The sequence below is a fragment of the Microbispora sitophila genome (assembly GCF_014892245.1).
In the GTDB taxonomy this organism is placed as follows: Bacteria; Actinomycetota; Actinomycetes; order Streptosporangiales; family Streptosporangiaceae; genus Microbispora; species Microbispora siamensis.
Genome location: NZ_JADBGC010000004.1, coordinates 219,407 through 243,464, shown reverse-complemented (window position 1 = coordinate 243,464; position 24,058 = coordinate 219,407). Strand labels below are relative to the sequence as shown.

Sequence of the window (24,058 nt, the reverse complement as noted above, 5' to 3'; positions counted from 1 at the left end):
CTGTCCGGTCGGACGGTACCCGATCAACGAAGCGCGTTCACGACTTGGATCAAGACCAAAACCACAATGAACAGCACTGTGAAGCTCAGGTCAAAGGCCACCGTACCCAACCTGAGGGGCGGAATGAAACGGCGGAGGAACTTGAGAGGTGGGTCGGTCACTGTGTAAACGACCTCCGCCAGCACCAGGACGACCCCCGTGGGCCGCCATGCGCGGGCGAACGCCTGCACCGTATCTATGATCATTCTGCCGATCAGCAGAACCAGGAAGAGGGTCAGGGCGATGACCAAGATCTCGCTAATGATCCCCACGGTCGAGCCCCGCCTCCCCTCGGTCCAGCCGCCCTCGGGCCGCACGGGCACCGCTCAGCCGGTCACTGTTCATGTATGGAACTCTAGCTCTGGTTGAAGAAGCCGCGTTCCGCGATTCTGGCCTTGTCTTCGGCGGTCACCTCAACGTTGGCGGGGGACAACAGGAACACCTTGTTGGTAACACGTTCGATGCTGCCGTGTAGGCCAAAGACGAGACCTGCCGCGAAATCGACAAGGCGCTTGGCGTCGCTGTCGACCATCTCTGTCAGATTCATGATGACCGGCGTGCCCTCGCGGAAGTGCTCGCCGATCGTCCGCGCCTCGTTGTACGTGCGGGGATGCAGGGTGGTGATGCGCGCCAGATCGGTCGTACGGCGCTCCAGCACGGTGGTGGGGGGACGCGGGGCGGGGACGGCCGTCTCGGTGTCGTCCTCGCGCTCCAGGGGCCCGGAGTGCGTGCCCGAGGGCCCGGCGAAGCCGCGACGCGGCGACTCGTACTCCTCGTCGCCGTACTCCTCGTCGGTGCCGTACTCTGCCGCGTACCTGTCTTCGTAGCGGTCGTCCTCCACGAGACCGAGGTAGACCGCCATCTTGCGCATCGCGCCGGCCATCGCTCGTCGTCCTCCGCGTTACTGGTGCCTTCAAGGTCCCTTTGGAAGGCCAGGGCGGTAGCCGTACCCCCCTTGGAGCTCACCGCTGATCGACCTCTACCTGAGCGCGGACACCATGGTCCACTTGGGGGACATTACCTGACGAAGGGCTTTCTGCGGCCGAGCAACGCCGTACCGACTCGCAGGTGTGTCGCGCCGTTCGCCACAGCCTGGGGGATATCTCCACTCATCCCGGCCGATATCACATCGGCGGCGGGGTGTTCCTCCCGGACCCGCTCGGCGACGGCCCGCAGCCGGGCGAACGCGGCGGCCGGGTCCTCCCCCAGCGGTGCGACCGCCATGACGCCCCGCAGGCGCAGCCCCTCCGCCTTCGCGACGAGCCCCGCGAGCGCCGGCACCTCCTCCGGCGCGGCGCCGCCCCGCCCGGCCCCGCCCTCGCCCGGTGCGGCGTCGAGTGCGACCTGGATGAGACAGTCCACCTCGCGCCCCGCACGTACGGCCTCGCGGCTGAGCGAGTCCACCAGCCGGGGGCGGTCCACCGAGTGGACCATGTCGGCGTAGGAGACGACCGAGCGCACCTTGTTCGTCTGTAACTGGCCGATGAAGTGCCACGTGAGGCCGAGATCGGCGCACTCGGCCGCCTTGGCCGCCGCCTCCTGGTCGCGGTTCTCGCCGACGTGCGACACGCCCAGCTCCGCGAGCAGCCGCACGTCGGAGGCCGGGTAGGTCTTCGTCACCGCGATCAGGGTGATCTCCGACCGCGACCGGCCCGCAGCCCGGCAGGCGTCCTCGACGTGCCGCTCCACCTCGGCCAGGGCCGCGGCCAGTTCCTCACGCCGGTCACCCACGGACCGCGCCCCCGGCCGTACCGATGTCCGGCGTCACTTGAGGAAGTCCGGCACGTCGAGCTCCTCCTCCTGCTCCTCGAACACCACCGGACGCCGGGGGCCCGGCTGCGCGGTCCTGGAGGTGATCGGGGTCGGCGGCTCGGGAGTGGGTCGCGGGATCGACAGCGGTCCGGTCGCACCCTGGTCGCGCCCGCCGTCGGCCGCGTCGCGCGGGAACGGCGTGACCGCCTCGGCCTGCTGGGCCTGCGGCACGGACGCCGCCTGCGACGTCGTCTGCTGGACCGGCTGGCTCGCGGGCTGGGCCGGCGGCGCAGGGTTTGCGGGAAGCGCGTTCATCGGAAGCTGGGTCACCGGCGGAGCCGCGGGCTGCACCGGCGCGGGAGCCGGGGCGGGCGCGGGCTGCGCCGCGCTGCTCACCGGACGCACGGGCGGCTGCGCGGGCTCCACGCGCGGCTCCGGCTTGACCGGGGCGGGCGCGGGACGGGCCGCGGGCGCCGCCGGACGGGCCTGCTGGGGCCGCGACGACGGCGCCGCCGCCGCCGGCTTGGCCGGTTCGGGCTCGTCGAACCCGGCCGCGATGACCGTGACCCGCACCTCGTCGCCGAGCGCGTCGTCGATGACCGTGCCGAAGATGATGTTGGCGTCGGGCGCGGCGGCGTTGCTGACGAGCTGGGCCGCCTCGTTGATCTCGAACAGGCCGAGGTCGGAGCCGCCCGCGATGGACAGCAGCACACCGTGGGCGCCGTCGATGCTCGCCTCCAGCAGCGGGCTGGAGACCGCCATCTCGGCGGCGGCGACCGACCGGTCGTCGCCCCTGGCGTGGCCGATGCCCATGAGGGCCGAGCCCGCGCCGGACATGACCGACTTCACATCGGCGAAGTCCAGGTTGATCAGACCGGGCGTGGTGATGAGGTCGGTGATGCCCTGCACACCGGACAGCAGCACCTGGTCGGCGGCCTTGAACGCGTCGAGCACGCTCACCTGGCGGTCGGAGATCGACAGCAGCCGGTCGTTCGGGATGACGATGAGCGTGTCGACCTCCTCGCGGAGGGTCTCGATGCCGGCCTCGGCCTGCATGGCCCGGCGCTTGCCCTCGAAGCTGAAGGGCCGGGTGACCACGCCTATCGTGAGCGCGCCGAGCGAGCGGGCGATACTGGCCACGACCGGTGCGCCGCCGGTCCCGGTGCCGCCGCCCTCGCCCGCGGTCACGAAGACCATGTCGGCGCCCTTGATGACCTCCTCGATCTCCTCCCGGTGGTCCTCGGCGGCCTTGCGGCCCACCTCCGGGTTGGCGCCCGCGCCGAGGCCCCGAGTGAGCTCGCGCCCCACGTCGAGCTTCACGTCGGCGTCACTCATCAGCAGCGCCTGGGCGTCAGTGTTTATGGCGATGAACTCGACGCCCTTGAGTCCCTCCTCGATCATCCGGTTGACGGCGTTCACTCCGCCGCCGCCGATGCCGACGACCTTGATGACCGCGAGGTAGTTCTGCGGTGCTGCCACGACGAGGGGCCTTTCCGCTCGTTTGCGTTTCATGCGGGCAGGGCCCGCCGTCTTCTGAACTCTCACCCTCAAGTTGAGATTTAGAGTTATGTCAACCTGAGGATTGATACGGACAGTAGGGTTGTCCGTCCCCCAGGGTCAACTAACCGCGCCGCAAGACCGTCCGGCGTGTCGCGCGCTGTCCTATTCGCACGTCGCCCTGCTGAAAAGCGGTCCCGGATCACGCGTCCACGGTCCGTGATATATCTCACCTGACCGTCACCACCTGCGGCGAGCTGACATCGTAGCTGGTTCCCGGCTTGGCGAGGGCGGCGAGCAGGACACGTCCCTTCTGCGCCGAGCGCCCCGCGTCCCCCCACAGGACTGTACGGCCGTCGGTGAGTTTGAGCGTGATCGACCGGGGCGAGGCGACGCGCAGCTCCCGCAGGCGCTGCAGGACGCTCTCCGGCAGCGCCCGCAGCACGGTGAGCCCGGCCCTGGTGGCGGGGTCGTCCACGGCGGCCCGCTGGACGCGCAGCACGGGCAGCCGGGGCGGGGCCACGGTCACCTGCTGCAGGACGACGCCATACCGGTCGATCACCGCGGTCGTCACGCCCATGGGCACGGCGGCGGCGGGGACGCGCTCGACCACGCTGATGCGCAGCGTTCCCGGCCAGCCGCGGTCGGCCGTGGCCGACTCGACCGCGCGCAACGCCCGCACCCGCCGTTCGACCTCGGCGAGGTCCACGGTGGCGAGCGGCGTGCCGGTGCGCACCCCCGCGGCCTGCCGCAGCTGCTCGGCGGGGATCCGGCTGTTGCCGGTGATCTCGACCTCCCGCACGCCGAGGACGGGCGAGAAGAACACCACCCACGTGGCGACGCCCACCACCCCGCCGGTCAGCAGGGTGGCGAGGGCCGAACGCCGGACGGCCCGCCTCACCGGTCCCCCACGCTCCGGAGCACGGTGCGGTTCACGGCGCGGATCACGGGCCGGATCACTGGGCGGACAGCTCCGCGACGATCTTCGGGCCGAGTTCCGTCACGTCTCCCGCGCCCATCGTCAGCACGATGTCCCCGGCACGGGCCCGGCCGGCGACGAGCGCCGGCACGGCCTGCCGGTCGGGCGCGTAGACGATCCGCTCGGCGGGAAGCGGGATCTTCCCCGCGACCAGCGCGCCGGAGACCCCCGGCTCGGGGTCCTCGCGCGCGCCGTACACGTCCAGCACGACCACCTCGTCGGCGAGGCCGAGCGCCGCGCCGAACTCGTCGGCGAAGAACCGGGTGCGCGAGTACAGGTGCGGCTGGAAGACCGCGATGACCCGGCCGTCGCCGGTCACGACGTCGCGGGCGGCGCGCAGGTCGGCGGTCAGCTCGGTCGGGTGGTGGGCGTAGCTGTCGAAGACCGTCACGCCCGCGGCCTCGCCCTTGGACTCGAACCGCCGCTTGGCCCCGGTGAAGGCGGCCAGGCCCTCCTTGACGTCGTCGAAGCGCAGGCCGAGGTGGAGCGCCACGGCGATCACCGCGGTGGCGTTGAGCGCGTTGTGCCGGCCCGGCACGGCGAGGCGCACCTCGCCGCGTCCCGGTCCCCCGGGCGCGGCGGGGCCGAGCTCCACGCCGAACTCCACGCCGAGGCCGCGCGGCACCACGTCGGTCGTGCGCAGGTCGGCGCCGGCGCTCTCGCCGTACGTGACGACGGTGAGGCCGCGCTCACGCGCGATGGGCACGAGGGCGGCGGCGCCCGGGTCGTCGGCGCACACCACGAGCAGCGACCCGATCCGCTCGACGAAGCGGGCGAAACTGTCGTGGACGGCCTGGGGGTCGCCGTAGTTGTCGAGGTGGTCGGCCTCGACGTTGGTCACCACGGCGATGCGCGGCGCGAGCATGAGGAACGAGCCGTCGCTCTCGTCGGCCTCCGCCACGAACACCTCGCCCGCGCCGTCGTCTGCGCCGAGCCCGGTCGTCACCAGCTGCCCGCCGACGCAGTACGACGGGTCCTCCCCGCACTTCTGCAACGCCACGGTCAGCATCGAGGTGGTCGTGGTCTTGCCGTGCGTGCCGGCGACGGCGATGCCGGTGCGGCCGGTCATGACCGAGGCCAGCGCGGCGGCACGCGGGATCACCCGCAGGTTCTGCCGCAGCGCCTCCCCCAGCTCGGGGTTGGAGTCGCGGATGGCGGTGGACACCACAACCGTGTCCACGTCCTTGATGTGCGAGGCGGCGTGGCCGACGTGGATGACGGCGCCCAGCTCGCGCAGCTCGGCCAGCAGCTCGGAGGGCCGCGCGTCGCTGCCCGACACCGGCACGCCCCGCTTGAGCAGGATCCGGGCGATGCCGGACATCCCGGCGCCGCCGATGCCGATGAAGTGCACCCGCCCCAGGTCGGCCGCCGGGACGGGATCCACGAGCTTGACGAGACTCATCGGTGAGCGATCTCCAGCACCTTGCGGGCGAGCGCCATGTCGGCGTCCTTTCGGCCCATCCGCGATGCGGCCTCGGACATCGCGACCACGCGCTCGGGGTCGTTCAGGATCGGCAGCAGCGCCTGGACGATCCAGGCGGCCGACAGGTTCGCGTCGTCGACCATCAGGCCGCCCCCGGCCCGCACGATGGGCTCGGCGTTGAGGCGCTGCTCGCCGTTGCCGTGCGGCAGCGGCACGAACGCCGCGGGCAGCCCCACGGCGGTGAGCTCGGCGCAGGTCATGGCGCCCGCGCGGGACAGCACGAGGTCGGCGGCGGCGTAGGCCAGGTCCATCCGGTCGACGTACGGCAGGATGACGTACTGCGGGTCGCCCGGCGGGGGCTCCACCTCGACGGTGTTCTTGGGCCCGATCACGTGCAGCACCTGGACGCCCGCCGCCCGTAGGTAGGGCGCGGCCTCCAGCGCCGCCTGGTTGATCGAGCGGGCGCCCTGGGAGCCGCCGAACACGAGCAGTGTCACCCGGTCGGACTCCAGCCCGAAGTACGACCGCGCCTTGTCGCCCATCGACAGGCGGTCCATCATGCTGATCTCGCGGCGCAGCGGGATGCCGATGTACTCGGCGTTCGGGAGCACGGCGTCCGGGTGGCCGGTGAAGACGTGCTCGGTGAGGCGGGCGCCGAGCCGGTTGGCCAGGCCGGGCCGGGGGTTGGCCTCGTGGACCACGATCGGCACGCCGCGCCGCCGGGCGCCGAGGTAGCCGGGCGTGGCGACGTACCCGCCGAAGCCGACCAGGACGTCCGCGCCGACCTTGTCGAGGATGCCCGCGGCGCTGCCGATGGCCCCGGCGAGGCGGCCGGGCACGGTGAGGAGCTGAGGGCTGAGCGAGCGGGGCAGTGGCACGGCGGGCACGAGTTCGAGCTCGTAGCCCCGGGCGGGCACCAGGCGGGTCTCCAGGCCGCGCTCGGTGCCGAGGCAGGTGATGCCGATCCTCGGGTCGAGCCGGCGAAGCGCGTCGGCCAGCGCGAGCGCCGGCTCGATATGGCCGGCCGTCCCGCCGCCGGCGAGGACCACCCTCATGTCACTCCCTGTTATCGCGGATGTTATCGCGGATGTTCTCACGGACGTCGCCGCGGACGTCTTCCCGGATTTTCTCGCGGATGTTTCCGGATCCGTTCCCTGTCGTTCCTCTTCGTGCCGTCCGCGGCCGTGCGGCCTGCTGCCGGGCCGGTGCCCGCGTGGCCGCGGGCCGCCGCCCGGCGCGGTTCAGGCCAAGCCAGCTTAGAGCCCGCGCGACCGGTCCCGGGCCACGGGCGGCCAGCGCCTCGGCCGCTCCGGGCTCCTGCTTGGCGAACGACACCAGCATGCCGAGCGCGGCGAGCGTCGGCAGCAGCGCCGATCCGCCGTACGACACCAGGGGCAGCGGGATGCCGGTGACCGGGAGGACCCCGATGACCGCGCCGATGTTGACGACGGCCTGCCCGGCGATCCAGGCGGTGGCGGCGGCGGCCGACAGCCGGACGAAGGGGTCCTTCGTCCGGATGGCGATGCGCAGCCCGGCATAGCCGAGCAGGCCGAACAGCGCGACCACGACGAGCGTCCCCATCAGCCCGAGCTCCTCGCCGATGATGGAGAAGATGAAGTCGCTCTCGGCGTGGGGCAGATAGTTCCACTTCTGCCGGCTGGCGCCCAGCCCGATGCCGAACCAGCCGCCCGACCCTATCGCCATGAGCCCCTGGACGGACTGGAACCCCTCGTTCTGCGCGGTGTCCCACGGGTGCAGGAAGCCGGTCAGCCGGTCAAGCCGGTACGGCTCGGCGACGATCATAGTGGCGGTCGCCAGCGCGAGCAGCGCGAGGATCCCGCCGAACAACCGCACCGGCGCGCCGACCACCCACAGCAGCGCCAGGAAGATAATCATGAGCACGAGCGTCGTGCCGAGGTCGCGCCCGAGCATGACCAGGACGGCCAGCAGGGCCACGCCCGGCATCAGCGGGATCAGCAGCTGACGCCATTCGATGCGGCCGGCGCGCGCCCGCGTCGCGAGCAGGTCGGCCCCCCACAGCACCAGGGCCAGCTTCGCCGGCTCCGACGGCTGGACCGAGAACGGGCCGATGACGATCCACCGCTGGGCGCCCAGCAGCTCCTGGCCGAGGAAGATGACCATCAGCAGGCCGAGGATCGCCAGGCCCATCAGCGGATAGCCGGCCAGGCGGAAGAACCGCTGCGGCAACCGGGAGCAGACCCACATCAGGGGGAGCCCGATCGCCACCGACGTGACCTGCTTGAGGAACCAGTAGAACGGGTCGCCGGTCCGCTGCAGCGCCTCGATGCTCGACGCCGACAGCACCATCATCAGCCCGAGCGCCAGCAGCAGCGCGCTGCAGCCGAGCACCAGGTGGTAGGACGTCAGCGGACGGGCGAGCAGCTCGCGCAGCGCGGCGAGCTGGGCGCCGGCCCAGCCGAGGGGCTCGGGCCCCCGGCGCTCCGCCTTCCGCGCGGTGGCGGCACCGGCGGAGCCGGTCGCGGGGCCCGTCACCGGGCCGCCAGCCGCCGCACGGCTCGGGCGAAGGCCTCCCCACGCGCTCCGTAACCGGCGAACATGTCCAGTGACGCCCCGGCGGGGGCGAGCAGCACGGTGTCACCCGGGGTGGCGAGCCGGGCGGCTTCGGTGACGACACGGTCCATGACCCCAGTGTCTTGCCCGGGCACGTCCACCACGGGGACATTCGCGGCGTGTCGCGCCAATGCGCGGCGGATCACATCCCGGTCGGCCCCCAGCAGCACCGCGCCGCGCAGCCGGGGCGCGGCCTGCCGTACGAGGTCGTCGACGTCGGCGCCCTTGAGCTGGCCGCCCGCGATCCACACCACCGACTCGTAGGCGGCCAAAGACGCGGCGGCCGCGTGCGGGTTGGTGGCCTTGGAGTCGTCCACGTAGTCGACCTCGCCGACCCGGGCCACGTGGGCGATCCGGTGCGGGTCGGGCGTGAACTCCCGCAGGCCGCGCCGTACGGCCTCGGGCGGCACGCCGTACGCGCGGGCCAGGGCGGCCGCGGCGAGCGCGTTGGCGACGTTGTGCGGCGCGAACGGCCGCACGTCGGCGAGGCAGGCCAGCTCCTCCGCCGAGGTCGCGGGGTCGGCCACGAAGGCCCGGTCGACCAGCAGGTCCTCCACGACGCCCAGCTGCCCGGGCCGGGGCACGGCGAGCGTGAAGCCCACCCGCGAGGCGTACGGCTCGGCCAGGCGGGACGACCACGCGTCGTCGGCGTTGTAGACCACCGTCCCCGCTCCCGCGTAGACGCGCGCCTTGGCCGCGGCGTACTCCTCCATCGAGCCGTGCCAGTCGATGTGGTCGGGCGCCACGTTGAGCACGGCCGCCGCGAGCGGAGCCAGGGTCGAGGACCAGTGGAGCTGGAAGCTCGACAGCTCCACGGCCAGCACGTCGTACGGCCCGTCGACGGCCTCCACGGTCGGAACGCCGACGTTGCCCACGGCCACGGCCTTGTGCCCGGCGGCGGACAGCATGGACGTGAGCATGCGGACGGCGGTGGTCTTGCCGTTGGTGCCGGTCAGCGCCAGCCAGGGGGCCGCGGGCTCCTGCCGCAGCCGCCAGGCCAGCTCGACCTCCCCGATGACCTCGACGCCCGCGTCCGCGGCGGCGACGAGCAGCGGGTGCGTGGGGCGCCAGCCCGGCGAGGTGACCAGGAGCGAGGTCCCGGCGGGCAGGGCGGGCTCGCCGAAGCGCACCTCCACGCCCAGCTCGGCGAGCTCGGCGGCCGTCGCGCGCTGCCGCTCGCCGTCCGCGGCCTCCAGCACGGTCACGCGCTCGCCGCGCGCCGCCAGGGCCCGCGCCGCGGCGGCGCCCGACACGCCGAGGCCGGCGACGACGACGACGTTCACTGTTTCGGCATCCATTCCAGGTAGAACAGTCCGAGACCGGCGGCGACGCACAGGGCGGCGATCAGCCAGAAGCGCACCACGATCGTCGTCTCGGCCCAGCCCGACAGCTCGAAGTGATGCTGGAGCGGCGCCATCCGGAACACGCGTCTGCGGGTCAGTTTGAAGGATCCGACCTGGATGATGACCGACATCGTGATGATCGCGAAAAGGCCGCCCAGGATGACGAGCAGGAGCTGGGTCCGGGTGGTGAAGGCCAGACCGGCGATCACGCCGCCGAGGGCCAGCGAGCCGGTGTCACCCATGAAGATCTTGGCGGGCGGGGCGTTCCACCACAGGAAGCCCAGGCAGGCGCCGAGCACCGCCGCCGCGACCACCGCCAGGTCGAGCGGATCCCGCACCCAGTAGCAGTTGGGGCCGAAGCCGACCGTCGTGCAGCTGTTGCGCAGTTGCCAGTTGCCGATCAGCACGTACGCCGCGAGGACCAGGCAGGTGGCGCCGGAGGCCAGGCCGTCGAGCCCGTCGGTCAGGTTCACCGCGTTCGAGAAGCCCACGATGAAGAACACGACCCAGATCATGAACCCGATGAGCCCGATGGACGGCCCGATGTCCCGCAGGAACGACACGTGCGTGTCGGCCGGGGTGACGGCGTAGGCGTTGGGGAACCGCAGGACCAGCACCGCGAAGATCGCGCCGATGACGAGCTGCCCGCCCGCCTTGGCGCCGCTGCGCAGGCCCAGGCTGCGCTGCTTGTAGATCTTGATGAAGTCGTCGAGGAAGCCGACCGCGCCGAGGCCCGTCATCAGGAACAGCACCAGCAGTCCCGACGCCGTCGGGGGGTCGGTGGCGGCCGAGAAGACGGTCACCCCGTGGGCCACGAAGTAGCCGATCAGCGACGCGATGACGATCACCGTGCCGCCCATCGTGGGAGTGCCCTTCTTGTCGTAGTGCCCCGACGGGCCCTCCTCCCGGATGTTCTGGCCGTAGCCCCTGCGGGCGAACAGCCGGATGGCCAGCGGCGTGCCGACCATGGACAGCATCAGCGAGATCGCCCCCGCGATGAGGATGTTCCTCACCGGGCGTCACCTCCGAGGATCGCCTCGGCGACCCGCTCGAGCCCGGCCGCACGCGGCCCCTTCACCAGCACCACGTCGCCCGGCGCGAGCCGGTCCGACAACTCCCGCGCCGCCGCCGCGGCGTCCGGGACGTGGATCGCGCCGGGCGCGCCCCGGAGCACCGGCTCGGCGTCCTCCCCTACGACGACGACGGCCTCCAGGCCCGCGCCCGCGGCCAGCCGCCCGAGGTCCTCGTTGAGCGCCGGGCCGTCCTCGCCCAGTTCGCGCAGCGCGGCGATCACCGCGAACCGCCGCCGCCCCTCCCCGATCACCGCGAGGCTGCCGAAGGCGGCCCGCATGGAGTCGGGGTTGGCGTTGTAGGCGTCGTTGATCACGGTCACGCCGTCGGGCCGCTCGGTGACCTCCATGCGCCAGCGGCTGCGCGGCTCGGCCGCCGACAGCTCCTCGGCGATGCCGGCCACCGGCAGCCCCAGCTCGTGCGCGGCCGCCGCCGCGGCCAGGGCGTTCTCCACGGTGTGCGCGCCGTACAGGCGCAGCCGGACCGGGGCGGTGCCGGACGGCGTGCGCAGCGTGAACGAGGCGCGGCCGGTCGCGTCGAGCGTCTCGTCCTCCGCCCGCACGTGCGCCTCCGGCGAGCGCCCGAAGTAGGTCACCCGCGCGCTCGTACGGCCGGCCATCGCGCGCACCAGCGGGTCGTCGGCGTTGAGCACGGCGACCCCGTCGGCGGGCAGCGCCTCGACGAGCTCGCCCTTGGCCTGCGCGATCGCCTCCTTGCCGCCGAACACCCCGAGATGCGCGGTGCCGACGTTGAGCACGACGCCGATGCGGGGCGGGGCGATCCTCGCCAGGTAGGCGATGTGTCCGATGCTGCGCGCGCTCAACTCCAGGACCAGGAATCTGGTGGTCTCGTCGGCCTTGAGCACGGTCAGCGGGTGGCCGATCTCGTTGTTGTACGAGCCGACGGGGGCGACCGTGGGGCCGAGCCGGGCGGCGAGACCGGCCAGCAGGTCCTTGGTCGTGGTCTTGCCCGCGGATCCGGTCACCCCGACCACCGTCGTGCCGGGCAGCTCCGACAGCACGGCGGTGGCGAGCGAGGCCAGGGCCGCGAGCGGGTCGCCCACGATCACGGCCGGCGCCTCGACGGGCCGGGTGGCGAGGACGGCGACGGCGCCGGCGTCGTGGGCCTGCCGGGCGAAGTCGTGCCCATCGGCCCGTTCACCCTTGATCGCCACGAACAGCGAGCCCGGTCCGGCCGCCCGTGAGTCGATCACGACGGGCCCTCGGACCACGGCCGCGGGGTCGGCCGCCCCGTTCAGCGCTCCGGACGTGATCTCGGCGACCCGGGCCAGCGGCAACGGGATCATGGTGTCTTTCCTGCTCTCTTTCGCGTCGCTAACTCGGCCGCCAGGGCACGGCCCGGCATCGGCTCACGCATCGGCGGCCTCCCGCACCGCCCGCCGCGCCCGGCTCCGCTCCGCGATGGCCGCGGCGGCCACCTCGCGGTCGTCGAAGGGAATGACCTCGCCTCCGACATACTGCCCCTGCTCGTGTCCCTTGCCGGCCACAACTACCACATCTCCGGGGGCCGCACCGCCGACGGCCAGGCGGATGGCGGCCGCCCGGTCCGGCTCCACGATTACGTGGGCCCGCTCCTGAACAGGTACCCGCAGCGCGCCCTCCAGCATCGCGGCGAGGATCGCGAGCGGGTCCTCCGTACGGGGGTTGTCGCTGGTGAACACGGCCAGGTCGGCGAGGCGGACGGCGGCCTCGCCCATCATCGGGCGCTTGCCGCGGTCGCGGTCGCCGCCGCAGCCCAGCACGATCACCAGCCGACCGCCGGGCCCGTCGTCGAGCACGGCGCGCAGCGAGCGCAGCACCGACTCCACCGCGCCCGGCTTGTGCGCGTAGTCCACGATCACCTGGACGTCGTCCGCGCCCGGCACCCGCTCCATCCGGCCCGGCACGCCGGCGAACTCGCCGACGCCGGTCACCGCGGCCTGCAGCGGTACCCCCGCCTCCACCAGCGCCACCAGCGCGCCGAGCGTGTTGGCCACGTTGAACGGGCCGGGCAGGGCCACCGACACCTCGGCCTCGACCCCGCCGGGACCGACCAGGCGGAACGCGCTGCCGGCCGCGCCGAGGCGCACGTCCTCGGCGCGCCAGTCGGCCTCCGGCGCCCCGGTGGCGGAGAACGTGGTGATCGGGATCTTGGCCGTGGCGGCCAGCTCCCGTCCGTGGGCGTCGTCGATGTTCACCACGCCCGCCCGGCTGAACTCCGGGGTGAACAGGCGCGCCTTGGCCGCGAAGTAGTCGTCCAGGTCGCGGTGGAAGTCCAGGTGGTCCTGCGAGAGGTTGGTGAAGATCGACACGTCGTAGAACAGGCCGTCCACGCGGCCGAGGGCCAGGGCGTGGCTGGAGACCTCCATGGCCGCCGCGCTCACTCCCCGCTCGCGCATCAGCGCGAACAGCCCCTGCAGGTCGGTCGCCTCCGGGGTGGTCAGCTCGGGGGTGAACCGCACGTCGCCCGCGCGGATCTCCACGCCGCCGACCAGGCCGGTGCGGTGACCCGCCGCCCGCAGTCCCGCCTCCAGCAGGAACGTCGAGGTCGACTTGCCGCTGGTGCCGGTGACGCCGATGAGCGTGATGCCGGCCGCCGGCTTGCCGTACACCCAGGCGGCCACCTGTCCGAGCACGGCCCTCGGGTCGGGCACGACGAGCACCGGCAGCCCGGTCGCGACGGCCCGGTCGCGGCCGTCGGCGTCGGTCAGGATCGCCGTCGCGCCCGACGCCAGGGCGTCGCCGGCGAACTCCGCGCCGTGCCGGGACTTGCCGGGCGCGGCCACGTACAGGTCGCCGCGCCGCACCCGGCGCGAGTCGAGGGTGATGCCGGTGACCGTGCCGCGCACCGCCCGCGCTCCGGGGGACGGGACGGCCGACGACGTGCCGAGCAGGGACGCCAGCGCGGACAGCGGACGGGCCTGGACGGCCTCGGGACGCATGGACGACGGGGAACGCACGGCGAGAGCGTACCCCCCTCCGTCGCTCACCCCGGCCACTCCGGCTCCGGTCACTCCGCCGTCACTCCGACGGGCGAAGGACCATCGCGGGCGCCTTCGTACCGGTCGGAGGGATCTTCCTGTTCTTCAACGCGAAAGTCATGACGTCCTTGAACACCGGGGCGGCGACGGCACCGCCGTAGTGGCCTTTCTTCGGATCCTGGATGACCGCCAGCGCCATCAGCCGGGGCTGATCGGCGGGGGTGAAGCCGACGAACGTGGCGGTGTATCCGCAGTATCCCGCGCACTTCTCGTCGTAGCGCATGGCGGTGCCGGTCTTGCCTGCGACACGGTAGCCCTCGATCGAGGCCTCCTCTCCCGTGCCCTCGTGGCCCACCGCGGCCTCCAGCATCAGCGCGATCCTCTTGGCGGTGGTCTCGCTGATCACCCGCGTGCCCTTGGCCGCGGGGCTGGGGACGAACGCGCCGTGCTCGTCGGTGGTGCCCGCCACGATCGAGGGGGTCATCCGCACTCCACCGTTGGCGATCGTCTGGTAGACGCTGGCCATCTGCAGCGCGGTGACCGAGATGCCCTGGCCGTAGGCGATCGTACAGCGCTGGCTGCCCGACCACGTCTGCCACTGCGGCAGCAGCCCGGCCTGCTCGCCGGGGACCTCCGACCCGCTGCGCGCGCCGAATCCGAAGGACCGGAACATGTCGTACAGCCGCTGGCTGGAGATCTTGTCGGCTACCATGATCGTGCCGACGTTGCTCGACTCGGCGAGGATCCCGGTGAACGTGAGCGGCTCGGGCTTGTGCGGGTGGGCGTCCCTGAGCTGCCGGTCGGCGCACTGGATGTGGTCGGGCACGCGGAAGACGGTGTCGGGGGTGACCACGCCCGCCTCCATCGCCGCCGCGGCCGTGATCACCTTGTTGGTGCTGCCCGGCTCGAACACCTCGGACGCCGCGCGGTTGGCCCGGTCCTCGGCCGGGGCCGACTGCCAGTCGTTGAGGTTGGCCTGGGGCGCGTTCGCCATGGCGAGGATCTGCCCGGTCCGCACGTCCATGACGATCACGCTGCCGCTGCGCGCCCCCGTCGCGCGGACCTGCCGATCCAGCGCCTGCTCCGCGGCCCACTGGATGTCCCTGTCGACGGTCAGGCGCACGTCCCGCCCGGGCACCGGCGCCTCGCGCTGGCTGCGCGTCATCGGGATGCGCTGCCGGTTCGCGCCGAGCTCGACGCTCTGCTTGCCGTCCTTGCCCGCCAGAAGGTCGTCGTACGCGCTCTCCAGGCCCTCCAGGCCCCTGCCGTCGACGCCGACGAAGCCGAGCAGACCGCCCGCGAGCGAGCCGCCGGGATAGAGGCGGCGGTAGGTCTCCTTCATGCCCACGCCCTTGAGCTCGAAGCCCATGATGCGCTTGGCCCGCGGCGGCTCGACGTCGCGGGCCAGCGGGATGTACCGCTGGGTGGTCTTGGCCAGCGCGGCGGCGATCTCCTCCTTGGGCTTGTTCAGCTCCCGCGCCAGCGTGGTGGCGACCAGGTCGCGCTTGTCCGCGTCGACGTCCTTGGGGTCGACGTAGATCTCCCTGGCCTCGACCGTCACGGCGAGGTCGTGGCCCCCGGCGTCGGTGATCGAGCCGCGCCGCGCCGGCAGCGTCTCGGGCCGCACGCGCTGCTCCGCGGCCCTGGCCTGGAGCACCTTGGAGTCGAAGCCCTGGAGCTGTACCAGCCGGCCGGCGAACAGCGACAGCACGATCGCCATCACCACGAGCGCCGCCCTCAGCCGCCGGGCGGGATTGCCCAGCCGGAGCACGGCGGGCGGACGCGGCGGACCCGGCGGACGCGGCGGACCCGACGGACGTTGGGGGCGCGGCGGAGCGCCGACGGTGCGGGGACGGCCCACGCCGGTCCCGGCTGTCTCGCCGGGCGCTCCCGGCGCGGACGGCCGCGGTGCGCCGGTCCTGCCCGGGCCCCCTGCCTTCACCGAAGCGCCGTCTCCGGGGGCACCCGGTGTCCCCTGGGCGCCGGGCCTGCCGGGAGCCCCGGATTTTCCCGGGGCGCCGGGTCTGCCGGGAGCCTCGGACTTCCCGCGGGCGCCGGGCTTTCCGGAGGCGCCGGGCTTTCCGGAGCCGCCGCGAGGACGCCCCTCACCGGGGGCCGGGTGCTGCGCGACGACGCGGCGCGGACCTCCGCCGGGCGTGCCGGGCTCGCCCCTTCGCGGCGCGCGAGCGGGCGGAACGGACCCGCCCGGCGCGGACCGGCGCCTGCCGGGCGACTCTCCGGTGCGGCCGCTGCGGGCGTCGTCGCGCCCACCCGCGGCGTCGCGCGCGCCGTCCGCCCGGCCGCCGCCCTGCCTGCCTCCGCCTTCCGGGGCGCCGCCGGGACGGCCGCGCCGGGGCGGGCCGCCCGTCGCGTCGTCGCGTCCGGGGTCGTCGGAAGGCCTGCCGGGGCGGCCGGGCCTCGGCGGCCCGTCCTGGCGGGACGGCCGCCCCGGGGAGCCGGGGCTCCTCCTGTCACCGCCCGGGCCCTGGCCACCGCCTCGCCCGCTGGGACCCCCGCGGCCGGGACCCGGGTTCCGGCCGCTGTCTCTCACCGGTCCGTGCCCTCCTTCTGGGCCTGCTCCTGCGCCGCGTCGCCCGTCTTGATGAACTTCGGCGCGGACGTGTCGGGGTCGAGGCCCTGCGCTCTGGCCTGCTCGCCCAGCGGGCCCGGCTGCGTCCACTGGCGCAGCTGGTTCTCCTGCTCGGCGGCCTGCTCGTGCAGCTCGTCGATGCTCGACCGCAGGTCGCTCAGCCTGAACGAGTCCTGCGCGAGGACCGTGTTGAGCAGCAGCAGGGTCACCAGGCCGCCGCACATGAGGCCCACGACGAGCAGCACGAACGGCGCACGCGGCGGCCGCCGGAACGCCCGCCGCGCCATTGTGGCACGCACGGTCGTCGCCGGCCGGGTTTCCGAGCCGCCGCGCCGGACGCGCCGCGGAGCGGGCGCTCCCTCGGTGAGGCCCCGGGCCTCACGGGACGGCGCGGGGCGGGTGGCCGTACGCGATGCGGCCGTGCGGGGTGTGGCCGTACCGGAAGGGGTGGAGGTGGCCGGGGCGGCCGTACGCGCCCGGGCGCCGTCGCGCTTCGGGGCCGCGACGGATCCCGCGGACGCCGCCGGCGCGCCAGCCGGCCGGGCGGCCGCGGCCGCCTCACCCCGGCGCGCGTCCGTGCGGGTCCTCCGGGAAGCCGGGGCCGCCTCACGGCGGAGCCGGCCGTCCGCGCCCGGCCGGGGAGCCGGGACGGCCTCGCGCGCGCGGTCGTCGCCCGTCGTGGGCGCGCCGGGGCGGACGCGGCGCTTCTCCGGAGCGGCGACGGCCTCGCCCGCCGTCGCGGCGGTCCGGCCCGGCACGCGGGGCGGCGCGGCCGTGCGCCCGGCCGCCCTCCTGCTCTCCTGCTCTGTCCTCATCCCTCGCGGATCCTCTCTGCCGCCCGCAAGCGGGCCGAGGCCGCCCGCGGGTTGCGGGCCACCTCCTCGTCGTCCGGGAGCTCCGCTCCCCTCGTCAGAAGGCGGAACCGGGGCTGGTGAGCCTCCAGGGGGACCGGCAGCCCGGGGGGGCTGGTGTCCCTGGTTCGCGCCGCGAGGACCTGCTTGGTGAGCCGGTCCTCCAGGGAGTGGTAGGCGAGCACGACCACGCGCCCGCCCAGCGCCAGCGCGTCGAGCGCGTCCGGGAGCGCGCGCTCGAGCGCCGTCAGCTCTCCGTTCACCTCGATGCGCAACGCCTGGAACGTTCTCTTCGCCGGGTTGCCCCCGGTCCGCCTCGTGGCGGCGGGTATCGCCGCGCGGACCAGGTCGGCAAGCCGTTTCGTGCTGGTGATGGGGTCCTTGGCGCGCTCCTTGACGATGAGGTTCGCGACGCGTGCCGCGAAGCGCTCCTCGCCGTAGTCGCGCAGGATGCGGGTGAGGTCCGCGGCGGAGTAGGTGTTCACCACACGCTCGGCGGTGAGCTCCTGCTCGCGGTCCATCCGCATGTCGAGGGGGGCGTCGTAGGAATAGGCGAAACCGCGCTCGGCCTCGTCGAGCTGAGGGGAGGACACGCCGAGGTCGAACAGCGCGGCGTTCACGCGGGGCCGTCCGGCGTCGTGGAGCACGTCGGCCAGTTCGTCGGAGACGGCGCGCACCAGAGTGATCCGGTCCGCGTACGGCGCGAGCCGGGCGGTGGAGCGCTCGATGGCGGTGGGGTCGCGGTCGATGCCGACGAGATGGAGGGAGGGGTGGGCGGCGAGCAGCGCCTCGGCGTGCCCGCCGAGACCGAGGTTGGCGTCCACGGCCACCGGCTCCGGTCCGGACAGCGCCGGAGCGAGCAACTCCAGCACGCGATCGAGCATGACCGGAACGTGACCACCCGGCTGACCGGGCTCGTGCGACAACGCTTCCAACCCCCATTTACGCCGCAGTACTCGCGGATTCGCGGCTGTGCCGCCGGTGACTACCCAACGGACCCCCACCCATGCCGGTTCCCGGAGAATCGGAGAACCGACCCGTCCGGCCAGGTCCCCATCCGCGTCGCCGGCCGTGGCGTCTGACACCGGGGAAGGTGCATCAGCTGCCACATGGGAGCGGGTGGAGACCTCGCCGAACGTCACCGACGGGTCAATTGATCAAAAGGAAAAGGACCGATCTACAGAATCCCGGGCAGCACCTCCTCCGACAGGTCGGAGAATGCCTGCTCCTGGGCCTCCAGGTAGGTGTCCCATGCCTGGGCGTCCCAGATCTCCAGTCGCGTGTTGGCGCCGATCACGACGCAGTCACGTTCCAGCCCGGCGTAACGCCGCAGCGTCTGGGGAATCGTGATGCGTCCCTGCTTGTCCGGCACCTCGTCGGACGCACTGGCGAAGAAGACACGGCTGTAGTCGCGGACCGCCTTCGCCGTCACCGGAGCGGTACGCAGGGCCTCGGTGATGCGCTGGAACTCCTCTACGGGGAAGACGTAGAGGCAGCGCTCCTGGCCTTTGGTGATCACCAGACCCTCCGCCAGCTCCTCGCGATACTTCGCCGGCAGGAACAGCCGTCCTTTGTCGTCGAGGCGCGGGTGGTGGGTGCCGAGGAACACCGGACCCACCTCCTGTGCCTTGTGGAGCGCTCAGCGCTATAGCCCCTGCCCTCCACTGCGCACCACCATACTCCACTTCTCCCCACCGTCAACTGATTCTGACCGTGTCGGCATTCAAAATCGACGGCGTTTTCGCAGGTGAAATGGGGTGGGTCGGAGTGGGGCGCCGCGGCGCCCCCCAGCCCGCGCACGGGCGTGTCGGCGCGCCGGAAACCCCGGCCCGTACGGGGTTCGCGGCGGCGGGCGGGAGCCCGGTGGAGGAGCCGGTGGAGGGAAGTGGAGCGCGCCGGGGCGCCCCGGCTTCACGTGTCACGGGATTCGGACGAACGCGCCACGTGACCGTGAAGAGATGCCACAACACTGTGGGCAGTTCACCCCGGATTTCTGGACAAAGTCGCCCTAGAACCACAGGGGACATAGGGTCGGTACACAGAATGGAAAAGGAACGTTTAATGCCCCATTCTCGGGGACGCACCCTCATGGAGGCCTGGTGGCAGTAACTCCCGACGTCACCGATGCTTCAGCCCGGCTCGAGGATCTGATCGACACCGCCCACCGGATCCGCAACTCGATCGAATCGGTGATCGAGGGCAAGAGCGACGTCGTCCGTCTTACTCTCACCGTGCTCCTGGCGGAGGGCCACCTGCTGATCGAGGACGTGCCCGGCGTGGGCAAGACGATGCTCGCCAAGGCCCTGGCGCGCTCGATCGACTGTCCCGTCAAGCGCGTCCAGTTCACCCCCGACCTGCTCCCGAGCGACATCACCGGCGTCAGCGCGTACAACCAGCAGACGCGGGAGTTCGAGTTCAAGCCCGGACCGGTCTTCGCCAACATCGTCGTCGGCGACGAGATCAACCGCGCCTCCCCCAAGACGCAGTCCGCCCTGCTGGAGTGCATGGAGGAGCACCAGGTCACGGTCGACGGCGTGACCTACGCGCTGGAGTCGCCGTTCATGGTCATCGCGACGCAGAACCCGATCGAGATGGAGGGCACCTATCCCCTCCCCGAGGCGCAGCGCGACCGCTTCACCGCCAAGATCGCGATGGGGTATCCGGAGCAGGCCGCCGAGCTGGAGATGCTCGACGTGCACGGCGCCTCCCAGCCGCTGGACAAGATGGAGCCGGTCGCGACCACGGCCGAGGTGGCCGCGCTGATCCGGGCCGTCCGCGCGGTCTACGTCTCCCAGCCGGTCAAGCGCTACGCCGTCGACATGGTGGCGGCCACCAGGCACTCCCCCGACCTGCGGCTTGGCGCCTCCCCCCGGGCCACCCTCCATCTGGTGCGCAGCGCGCGGGCCCACGCCGCGCTGTCCGGCCGCGACTACGTGATCCCGGACGACCTGCAGGACCTGGCCGTCCCCGTGCTGGCGCACCGCTTATTGCCGAGCCTGGAGGCGCAGGGGCAGCGCCGCCACCCCGAGCAGCTCGTCGACGAGCTGGTGCGGCGCGTCCCCGTCCCCGACGCCAAGTAGCGGACGCGAGTGAGCCGGGCACCCGCCCGGCGATCTGACAGTGAGCAAGTGACGGAGGGCCCATGAGCGGGCTGAAGGCTCTGACCCCGCGGGGACGCTCGTTCCTCGCCTCCGGCGTGGCGGCCCTGCTGTGCGCCCTCGTCCTCGGGGAGCAGGACCTGCTGCGCGTCGCCGTGCTGATCACCGCGATGCCGTTGCTCGCGTCGCTGGTCGTGGCGCGCACGCGATACCGGCTGGCCTGTGCCAGGCGGCTCAGCCCGGCGCGGGTCCAGGCCGGCGAGGACAGCACGGTCACCCTGCGGCTGGAGAACGTCACCCGGCTGCCCACCGGGCTGCTGCTGGTGGAGGACACCCTGCAGTACGCGCTGGGCACGCGGCCGAGATTCGTCCTCGACCGGATGGAGTCGCGCGGCGTCCGGGAGATCGACTACAAGGTGAGCTCGGACCTGCGCGGGCGTTTCCCGATCGGGCCGCTCTCCGTGCGGATCGCCGATCCGTTCGGGCTGGTCGAGCTGACCCGCTCGTTCACCATCACCGACACGCTCGTGGTCACTCCCGAGGTGGTGCCGCTGCCGCCGGTGCGCCTGTCGGGCGAGTACAGCGGTGGCGGCGACAGCCGTACGCGATCGGTCGCGGCGGCGGGCGACGACGACGTGGCGCCCCGCGAGTACCGCCAGGGCGACGACCTGCGCCGGGTCCACTGGCGCTCGACCGCGCGGCGCGGCGAGCTGATGGTCAGGCGCGAGGAGCAGGAGTGGCAGAGCCGGGGCGCGCTGCTGCTCGACACCCGCCGGCACTCCCACCGGGGCGAGGGGCCGCGCTCGTCGTTCGAGGTCGCGGTCTCCGCCGCCGCGTCCATCGGCGTGCACCTGTCCGCGGAGGGGCTCGCCCTGCGCCTGGTCACCGACCAGGGCGCGCGGCACGTGGTGGACACCGGCCAGTCGTGGTCGCTGCTCGACACGCTCGCCGTCATCCGGCAGAGCACGGCGCGCTCGCTGGAGCACGGCGTCGGCGCGCTGCGCCAGGGCGGCGGGGAGGGGCTGATCATCGCGGTCCTCGGGGCGCTCGACCCGGAGGAGGCCAGGACGCTCGCCCAGCTCAGGCACTCGGGCGTGACCGCCGTCGCGGTCCTGCTCGACCTCGCCTCCTGGGACGGCGCCTCCTGGGACGCCGTCGCCGCGGAGAACGCGCGGGCCGCGCGGTCGGTGCTGACCGGCAGCGGGTGGCGGGTGCTCGACCTGCCCGCCGGCGCCTCGCTCGCCGGCGTGTGGCCGGAGGCCGGAAACAACAGGAGCGCGGCCTGAGCCGGCCGCTCCGGCGTGACGGAAGGTAAGAAGCAATGAAACTGCCGGTTGCGGCGGGGCTGGCCACGGCGGCCGTCACGATCACGCTCTACCCGCTCTTCGAGGGCGGCACCTGGTTCTGGTCCTGCATGGGGGCGATCCTCGTCACCACTGTGGCCGGGGCGGTGGCCTCCCGTCTGGGCGCCCGCCCGTGGGTGGCGCCCGCCGTGGCGCCCGTGGCGGTCCTGCTCTACCTGACGCTCGTCTTCACGCCGGACGAGGCGTGGTTGGGGCTCTTCCCCACCAAGGACTCGCTCGTCCGGCTCGCCGAGCTGGTCGGCGCCGGGTTCGACGACATCCAGCGGTACGCCGCACCGGTGCCGGACAACCCCGGCATCACGCTGCTCGCCACGGCGGGCGTGGCGCTGATCGCCCTGCTCGTGGACGTCTTCGCGGTGCGGCTGCGCCGGGCGGCACTGGCCGGGCTGCCGCTGCTCGCCCTGTTCACCGTGCCCGCGGCCGTGGTCACGGACCCGATCGGGTGGATCGCGTTCGTCATCGCGGCGTTCGGCTACATCGGCCTGCTCGTCACCGACGGCCGGGAGCGCCTGAGCCACTGGGGCCGGGCCGTGGTGGTGCGCCGTTCCTCCGGCTCCGCTCGCGGCGCCGCCCCCGACACCGAGCGGCTCGCCCTGTCGGGCAAGCGGATCGGCGTGACGGCGATCGCGCTGGCGGTCCTGGTGCCCGCGTTCCTGCCGGCGCTCTCCCCCGATCCGCTGTTCGGCTTCGGCGTGGGCAACGGCCTCGGCGGGGGCGGCGGCAACATCGGCATCCCCGACGCCATCGCCAAACTCGGCGGCCAGCTCAGGCAGCAGCGCAACGCGACCGTGCTCACCTACACCAGCAGCGACGACGTGCCGCGCTACCTGCGGATCTACTCGCTCGACATCTTCGACGGGACGAAGTGGACGCTGTCCCCGCTGCGGGGGCTCCAGGAGGACCGTGTGTCGGAGGGGCCGCTGCCGCCCACTCCAGGGCTCCGCCCCGGGGTGTCGGTGAAGCGGGCCGAGATGCGGGTCACGATGAGCGAGGACATCGACAAGCTCAACTTCCTGCCGTTGCCGTACCCGGCACGGCAGGTGGACGCGGACGGCGACTGGCGCGCCGACCGGGCCTCGCTCATGGTCTTCTCCGCCCACGACGAGGCGGCCGGGCTCGAATACCGGGTGGTGACCGAGGAGCCCGAGCCAAGCACGACCGAGCTGCGCACGGCGGTGACCCTCCCGGAAAGCGAGCGCTACCTGCAGCTGCCCGACGGGCTCGACCCCCGGGTGGCCGCCCTCGCGCGCCGGGTGACCGCCGACGCCGCCACGCCGTACGAGGCCGCGGTCGCGCTGCAGGAATGGTTCACCCGGGCCGGCCGGTTCACCTACGACCTGCGCGCGTCCGGATCGGGCGCGCAGGCGCTGTCCCGCTTCCTGCTGCGCGACCGCGTCGGCTATTGCGAGCAGTTCGCGGGGGCGATGGCCGTGATGGCGCGGCTGCTCGACATCCCTGCGCGGGTTTCGATCGGCTACACGGGCGGCACCAAGATCGGTGACGTGTGGACGGTTCGCACCCACGACGCCCACGCATGGCCGGAGCTGTTCTTCGACGGAATCGGCTGGCTGCGGTTCGAGCCCACCCCCGCCGGGGCCGGCGGGCAGGGCACGGCCCAGGTGCCGCTGTACTCGCTGCCCGTCACGCCGACGGCCGATCCCACGGCGGGCCCGTCCGACGGGCCGTCGTCGGACGAGGAGGACGACGGCGGCCAGAGCGCCGGGCCGGCCCGGCCGAACCCGCGCCAGCTCGACCGCGACCTCGACGGCACGGCCATCGCGGCCGACCCGGGCACGCCCGTCGCCGTCAAGATCGGGATCGGCGCCGCCGCCGCGCTCGCGCTGCTGTTGCTGCCCGCCGCCGCGCGGCTCCTGGTGCGCCGCCGGCGCCTTCGCCGGATGACGCGGTCGGCGTCGGGAGGCCACGCGGCCTGGGCCGAGCTGCGCGACGTGCTCACCGACCTGGGAATGGCCGGGGAGCCGAGCGAGACGCCGCGCGCGCTCGGCCGCCGGATCGCCGAGCGGTACGCGCTCGGCCCGCAGGCCGCCGAGTCGCTCACCCGCGTCGTCACCTCCGAGGAGCGGCTCAGGTACGCCCCCACGCCCTCGGCGTCGGGGCCCGTTCCCGCGGACCTGCGCCGGATCAGGCACGATCTGGCGCCGAGGGCCTCACGGTGGCGGCGCCTGGGGGCCGTGCTGGCCCCGATGTCCGTCCTGCTGCGGGTGCGGGCGGCCGGCGAGGGCGCGCTCGACGTGTTCGACCGGCTGGAGGGACTGCGGCCCCGGCTCTGGCGGGCACGGCCCGGCGGGACGCGGGGGGCGGCGTCGCCGGCCGGAGCCGGCGACGTCGCAGCGGCCGGAGCCGGCGACGCCGCGAGGGAGCGGACCCTGACCGGCGCCCGCCGCTGATTCGCGGCCGGTCGCCGCAGACGACTCGGTGGGCCCGCTAAGCGGGCCCACCGGCGTTGCCTCGGATGGGG

General features: G+C 73.3%; 19 protein-coding genes. 3 read left to right on the top strand and 16 right to left on the bottom strand.

From position 1 onward, the window contains the following. Positions 1–23: 23 nt before the first annotated feature. The 16 genes from IL992_RS09185 to mraZ form a co-directional block, all read right to left on the bottom strand. Complete coding sequence (locus IL992_RS09185) at positions 24–290, bottom strand: YggT family protein (RefSeq protein ID WP_205829672.1); 267 nt, start codon at positions 288–290, stop codon at positions 24–26. Positions 291–394: 104 nt separating this feature from the next. After that, positions 395–922, bottom strand: coding sequence for a cell division protein SepF (locus IL992_RS09180; RefSeq protein ID WP_079318306.1), 528 nt, complete (start codon positions 920–922; stop codon positions 395–397). Positions 923–1,056: 134 nt separating this feature from the next. Continuing rightward, positions 1,057–1,770, bottom strand: coding sequence for a YggS family pyridoxal phosphate-dependent enzyme (locus IL992_RS09175; RefSeq protein ID WP_193202883.1), 714 nt, complete (start codon positions 1,768–1,770; stop codon positions 1,057–1,059). 33 nt (positions 1,771–1,803) lie between these two features. Next, positions 1,804–3,270, bottom strand: coding sequence for a cell division protein FtsZ (gene ftsZ / locus IL992_RS09170; protein ID WP_193202882.1), 1,467 nt, complete (start codon positions 3,268–3,270; stop codon positions 1,804–1,806). A gap of 247 nt (positions 3,271–3,517) precedes the next feature. Further along, positions 3,518–4,189, bottom strand: a complete 672-nt coding sequence (locus IL992_RS09165) for a cell division protein FtsQ/DivIB (protein WP_193202881.1) — start codon at positions 4,187–4,189, stop codon at positions 3,518–3,520. Positions 4,190–4,244: 55 nt separating this feature from the next. Beyond that, complete coding sequence (murC, locus tag IL992_RS09160; RefSeq protein WP_193202880.1) at positions 4,245–5,669, bottom strand: UDP-N-acetylmuramate--L-alanine ligase; 1,425 nt, start codon at positions 5,667–5,669, stop codon at positions 4,245–4,247. Next, positions 5,666–6,745 (bottom strand): undecaprenyldiphospho-muramoylpentapeptide beta-N-acetylglucosaminyltransferase, encoded by a 1,080-nt coding sequence (gene murG / locus IL992_RS09155; protein WP_193202879.1) that lies wholly within the window; start codon positions 6,743–6,745, stop codon positions 5,666–5,668. Before murG ends, murC begins: the two co-directional genes overlap by 4 nt. Position 6,746: 1 nt before the next feature. Beyond that, positions 6,747–8,204 carry a putative lipid II flippase FtsW gene (gene ftsW / locus IL992_RS09150; RefSeq protein ID WP_193202878.1) on the bottom strand — a complete coding sequence of 486 codons (1,458 nt, stop codon included), beginning with the start codon at positions 8,202–8,204 and terminating at the stop codon, positions 6,747–6,749. Next, a complete protein-coding gene (murD, locus tag IL992_RS09145) occupies positions 8,201–9,580 on the bottom strand; it encodes a UDP-N-acetylmuramoyl-L-alanine--D-glutamate ligase (protein ID WP_193202877.1) in 1,380 nt (459 codons plus the stop codon). Before murD ends, ftsW begins: the two co-directional genes overlap by 4 nt. Beyond that, complete coding sequence (gene mraY / locus IL992_RS09140; protein ID WP_193202876.1) at positions 9,562–10,638, bottom strand: phospho-N-acetylmuramoyl-pentapeptide-transferase; 1,077 nt, start codon at positions 10,636–10,638, stop codon at positions 9,562–9,564. The genes murD and mraY overlap by 19 nt, the downstream gene beginning before the upstream one ends. Beyond that, positions 10,635–12,002 carry a UDP-N-acetylmuramoyl-tripeptide--D-alanyl-D-alanine ligase gene (locus IL992_RS09135; RefSeq protein ID WP_193202875.1) on the bottom strand — a complete coding sequence of 456 codons (1,368 nt, stop codon included), beginning with the start codon at positions 12,000–12,002 and terminating at the stop codon, positions 10,635–10,637. Before IL992_RS09135 ends, mraY begins: the two co-directional genes overlap by 4 nt. A gap of 63 nt (positions 12,003–12,065) precedes the next feature. Next, complete coding sequence (locus IL992_RS09130) at positions 12,066–13,637, bottom strand: UDP-N-acetylmuramoyl-L-alanyl-D-glutamate--2,6-diaminopimelate ligase (protein WP_193203066.1); 1,572 nt, start codon at positions 13,635–13,637, stop codon at positions 12,066–12,068. Positions 13,638–13,716: 79 nt separating this feature from the next. After that, positions 13,717–15,447 (bottom strand): peptidoglycan D,D-transpeptidase FtsI family protein, encoded by a 1,731-nt coding sequence (locus IL992_RS09125; RefSeq protein WP_319018441.1) that lies wholly within the window; start codon positions 15,445–15,447, stop codon positions 13,717–13,719. Between the two features lie 776 nt (positions 15,448–16,223). Beyond that, positions 16,224–17,081, bottom strand: coding sequence for a hypothetical protein (locus IL992_RS09120; RefSeq protein WP_193202874.1), 858 nt, complete (start codon positions 17,079–17,081; stop codon positions 16,224–16,226). Next, positions 17,078–18,001 (bottom strand): 16S rRNA (cytosine(1402)-N(4))-methyltransferase RsmH, encoded by a 924-nt coding sequence (rsmH, locus tag IL992_RS09115; RefSeq protein WP_193202873.1) that lies wholly within the window; start codon positions 17,999–18,001, stop codon positions 17,078–17,080. Before rsmH ends, IL992_RS09120 begins: the two co-directional genes overlap by 4 nt. A gap of 293 nt (positions 18,002–18,294) precedes the next feature. After that, positions 18,295–18,726: a division/cell wall cluster transcriptional repressor MraZ gene (mraZ, locus tag IL992_RS09110; RefSeq protein WP_079318531.1), complete on the bottom strand. Its 432-nt coding sequence runs from the start codon at positions 18,724–18,726 to the stop codon at positions 18,295–18,297. 490 nt (positions 18,727–19,216) lie between these two features. Here mraZ and IL992_RS09105 point away from each other — a divergent pair, with 490 nt between their 5' ends. The 3 genes from IL992_RS09105 (at position 19,217) to IL992_RS09095 (ending at position 23,987) form a co-directional block, all read left to right on the top strand. Further along, on the top strand, positions 19,217–20,197 hold the full coding sequence (locus tag IL992_RS09105; RefSeq protein ID WP_193202872.1) for an AAA family ATPase: 981 nt from the start codon (positions 19,217–19,219) through the stop codon (positions 20,195–20,197). 62 nt (positions 20,198–20,259) lie between these two features. After that, on the top strand, positions 20,260–21,501 hold the full coding sequence (locus IL992_RS09100; protein ID WP_193202871.1) for a DUF58 domain-containing protein: 1,242 nt from the start codon (positions 20,260–20,262) through the stop codon (positions 21,499–21,501). 35 nt (positions 21,502–21,536) lie between these two features. Next, positions 21,537–23,987: a DUF3488 and transglutaminase-like domain-containing protein gene (locus IL992_RS09095; RefSeq protein WP_193202870.1), complete on the top strand. Its 2,451-nt coding sequence runs from the start codon at positions 21,537–21,539 to the stop codon at positions 23,985–23,987. Positions 23,988–24,058 lie beyond the last annotated feature (71 nt).

Coding starts and splice junctions, on each gene's coding strand:
- murG (WP_193202879.1), bottom strand. CDS start 6,745: ATGAGGGTGGTCCTCGCCGGCGGCGGGACGGCCGGCCATATCGAGCCG.
- IL992_RS09100 (WP_193202871.1), top strand. CDS start 20,260: ATGAGCGGGCTGAAGGCTCTGACCCCGCGGGGACGCTCGTTCCTCGCC.
- IL992_RS09180 (WP_079318306.1), bottom strand. CDS start 922: ATGGCCGGCGCGATGCGCAAGATGGCGGTCTACCTCGGTCTCGTGGAG.
- IL992_RS09120 (WP_193202874.1), bottom strand. CDS start 17,081: ATGAGGACAGAGCAGGAGAGCAGGAGGGCGGCCGGGCGCACGGCCGCG.
- murD (WP_193202877.1), bottom strand. CDS start 9,580: ATGGATGCCGAAACAGTGAACGTCGTCGTCGTCGCCGGCCTCGGCGTG.
- rsmH (WP_193202873.1), bottom strand. CDS start 18,001: ATGCTCGATCGCGTGCTGGAGTTGCTCGCTCCGGCGCTGTCCGGACCG.
- IL992_RS09130 (WP_193203066.1), bottom strand. CDS start 13,637: ATGCGTCCCGAGGCCGTCCAGGCCCGTCCGCTGTCCGCGCTGGCGTCC.
- IL992_RS09135 (WP_193202875.1), bottom strand. CDS start 12,002: ATGATCCCGTTGCCGCTGGCCCGGGTCGCCGAGATCACGTCCGGAGCG.
- IL992_RS09095 (WP_193202870.1), top strand. CDS start 21,537: ATGAAACTGCCGGTTGCGGCGGGGCTGGCCACGGCGGCCGTCACGATC.
- murC (WP_193202880.1), bottom strand. CDS start 5,669: ATGAGTCTCGTCAAGCTCGTGGATCCCGTCCCGGCGGCCGACCTGGGG.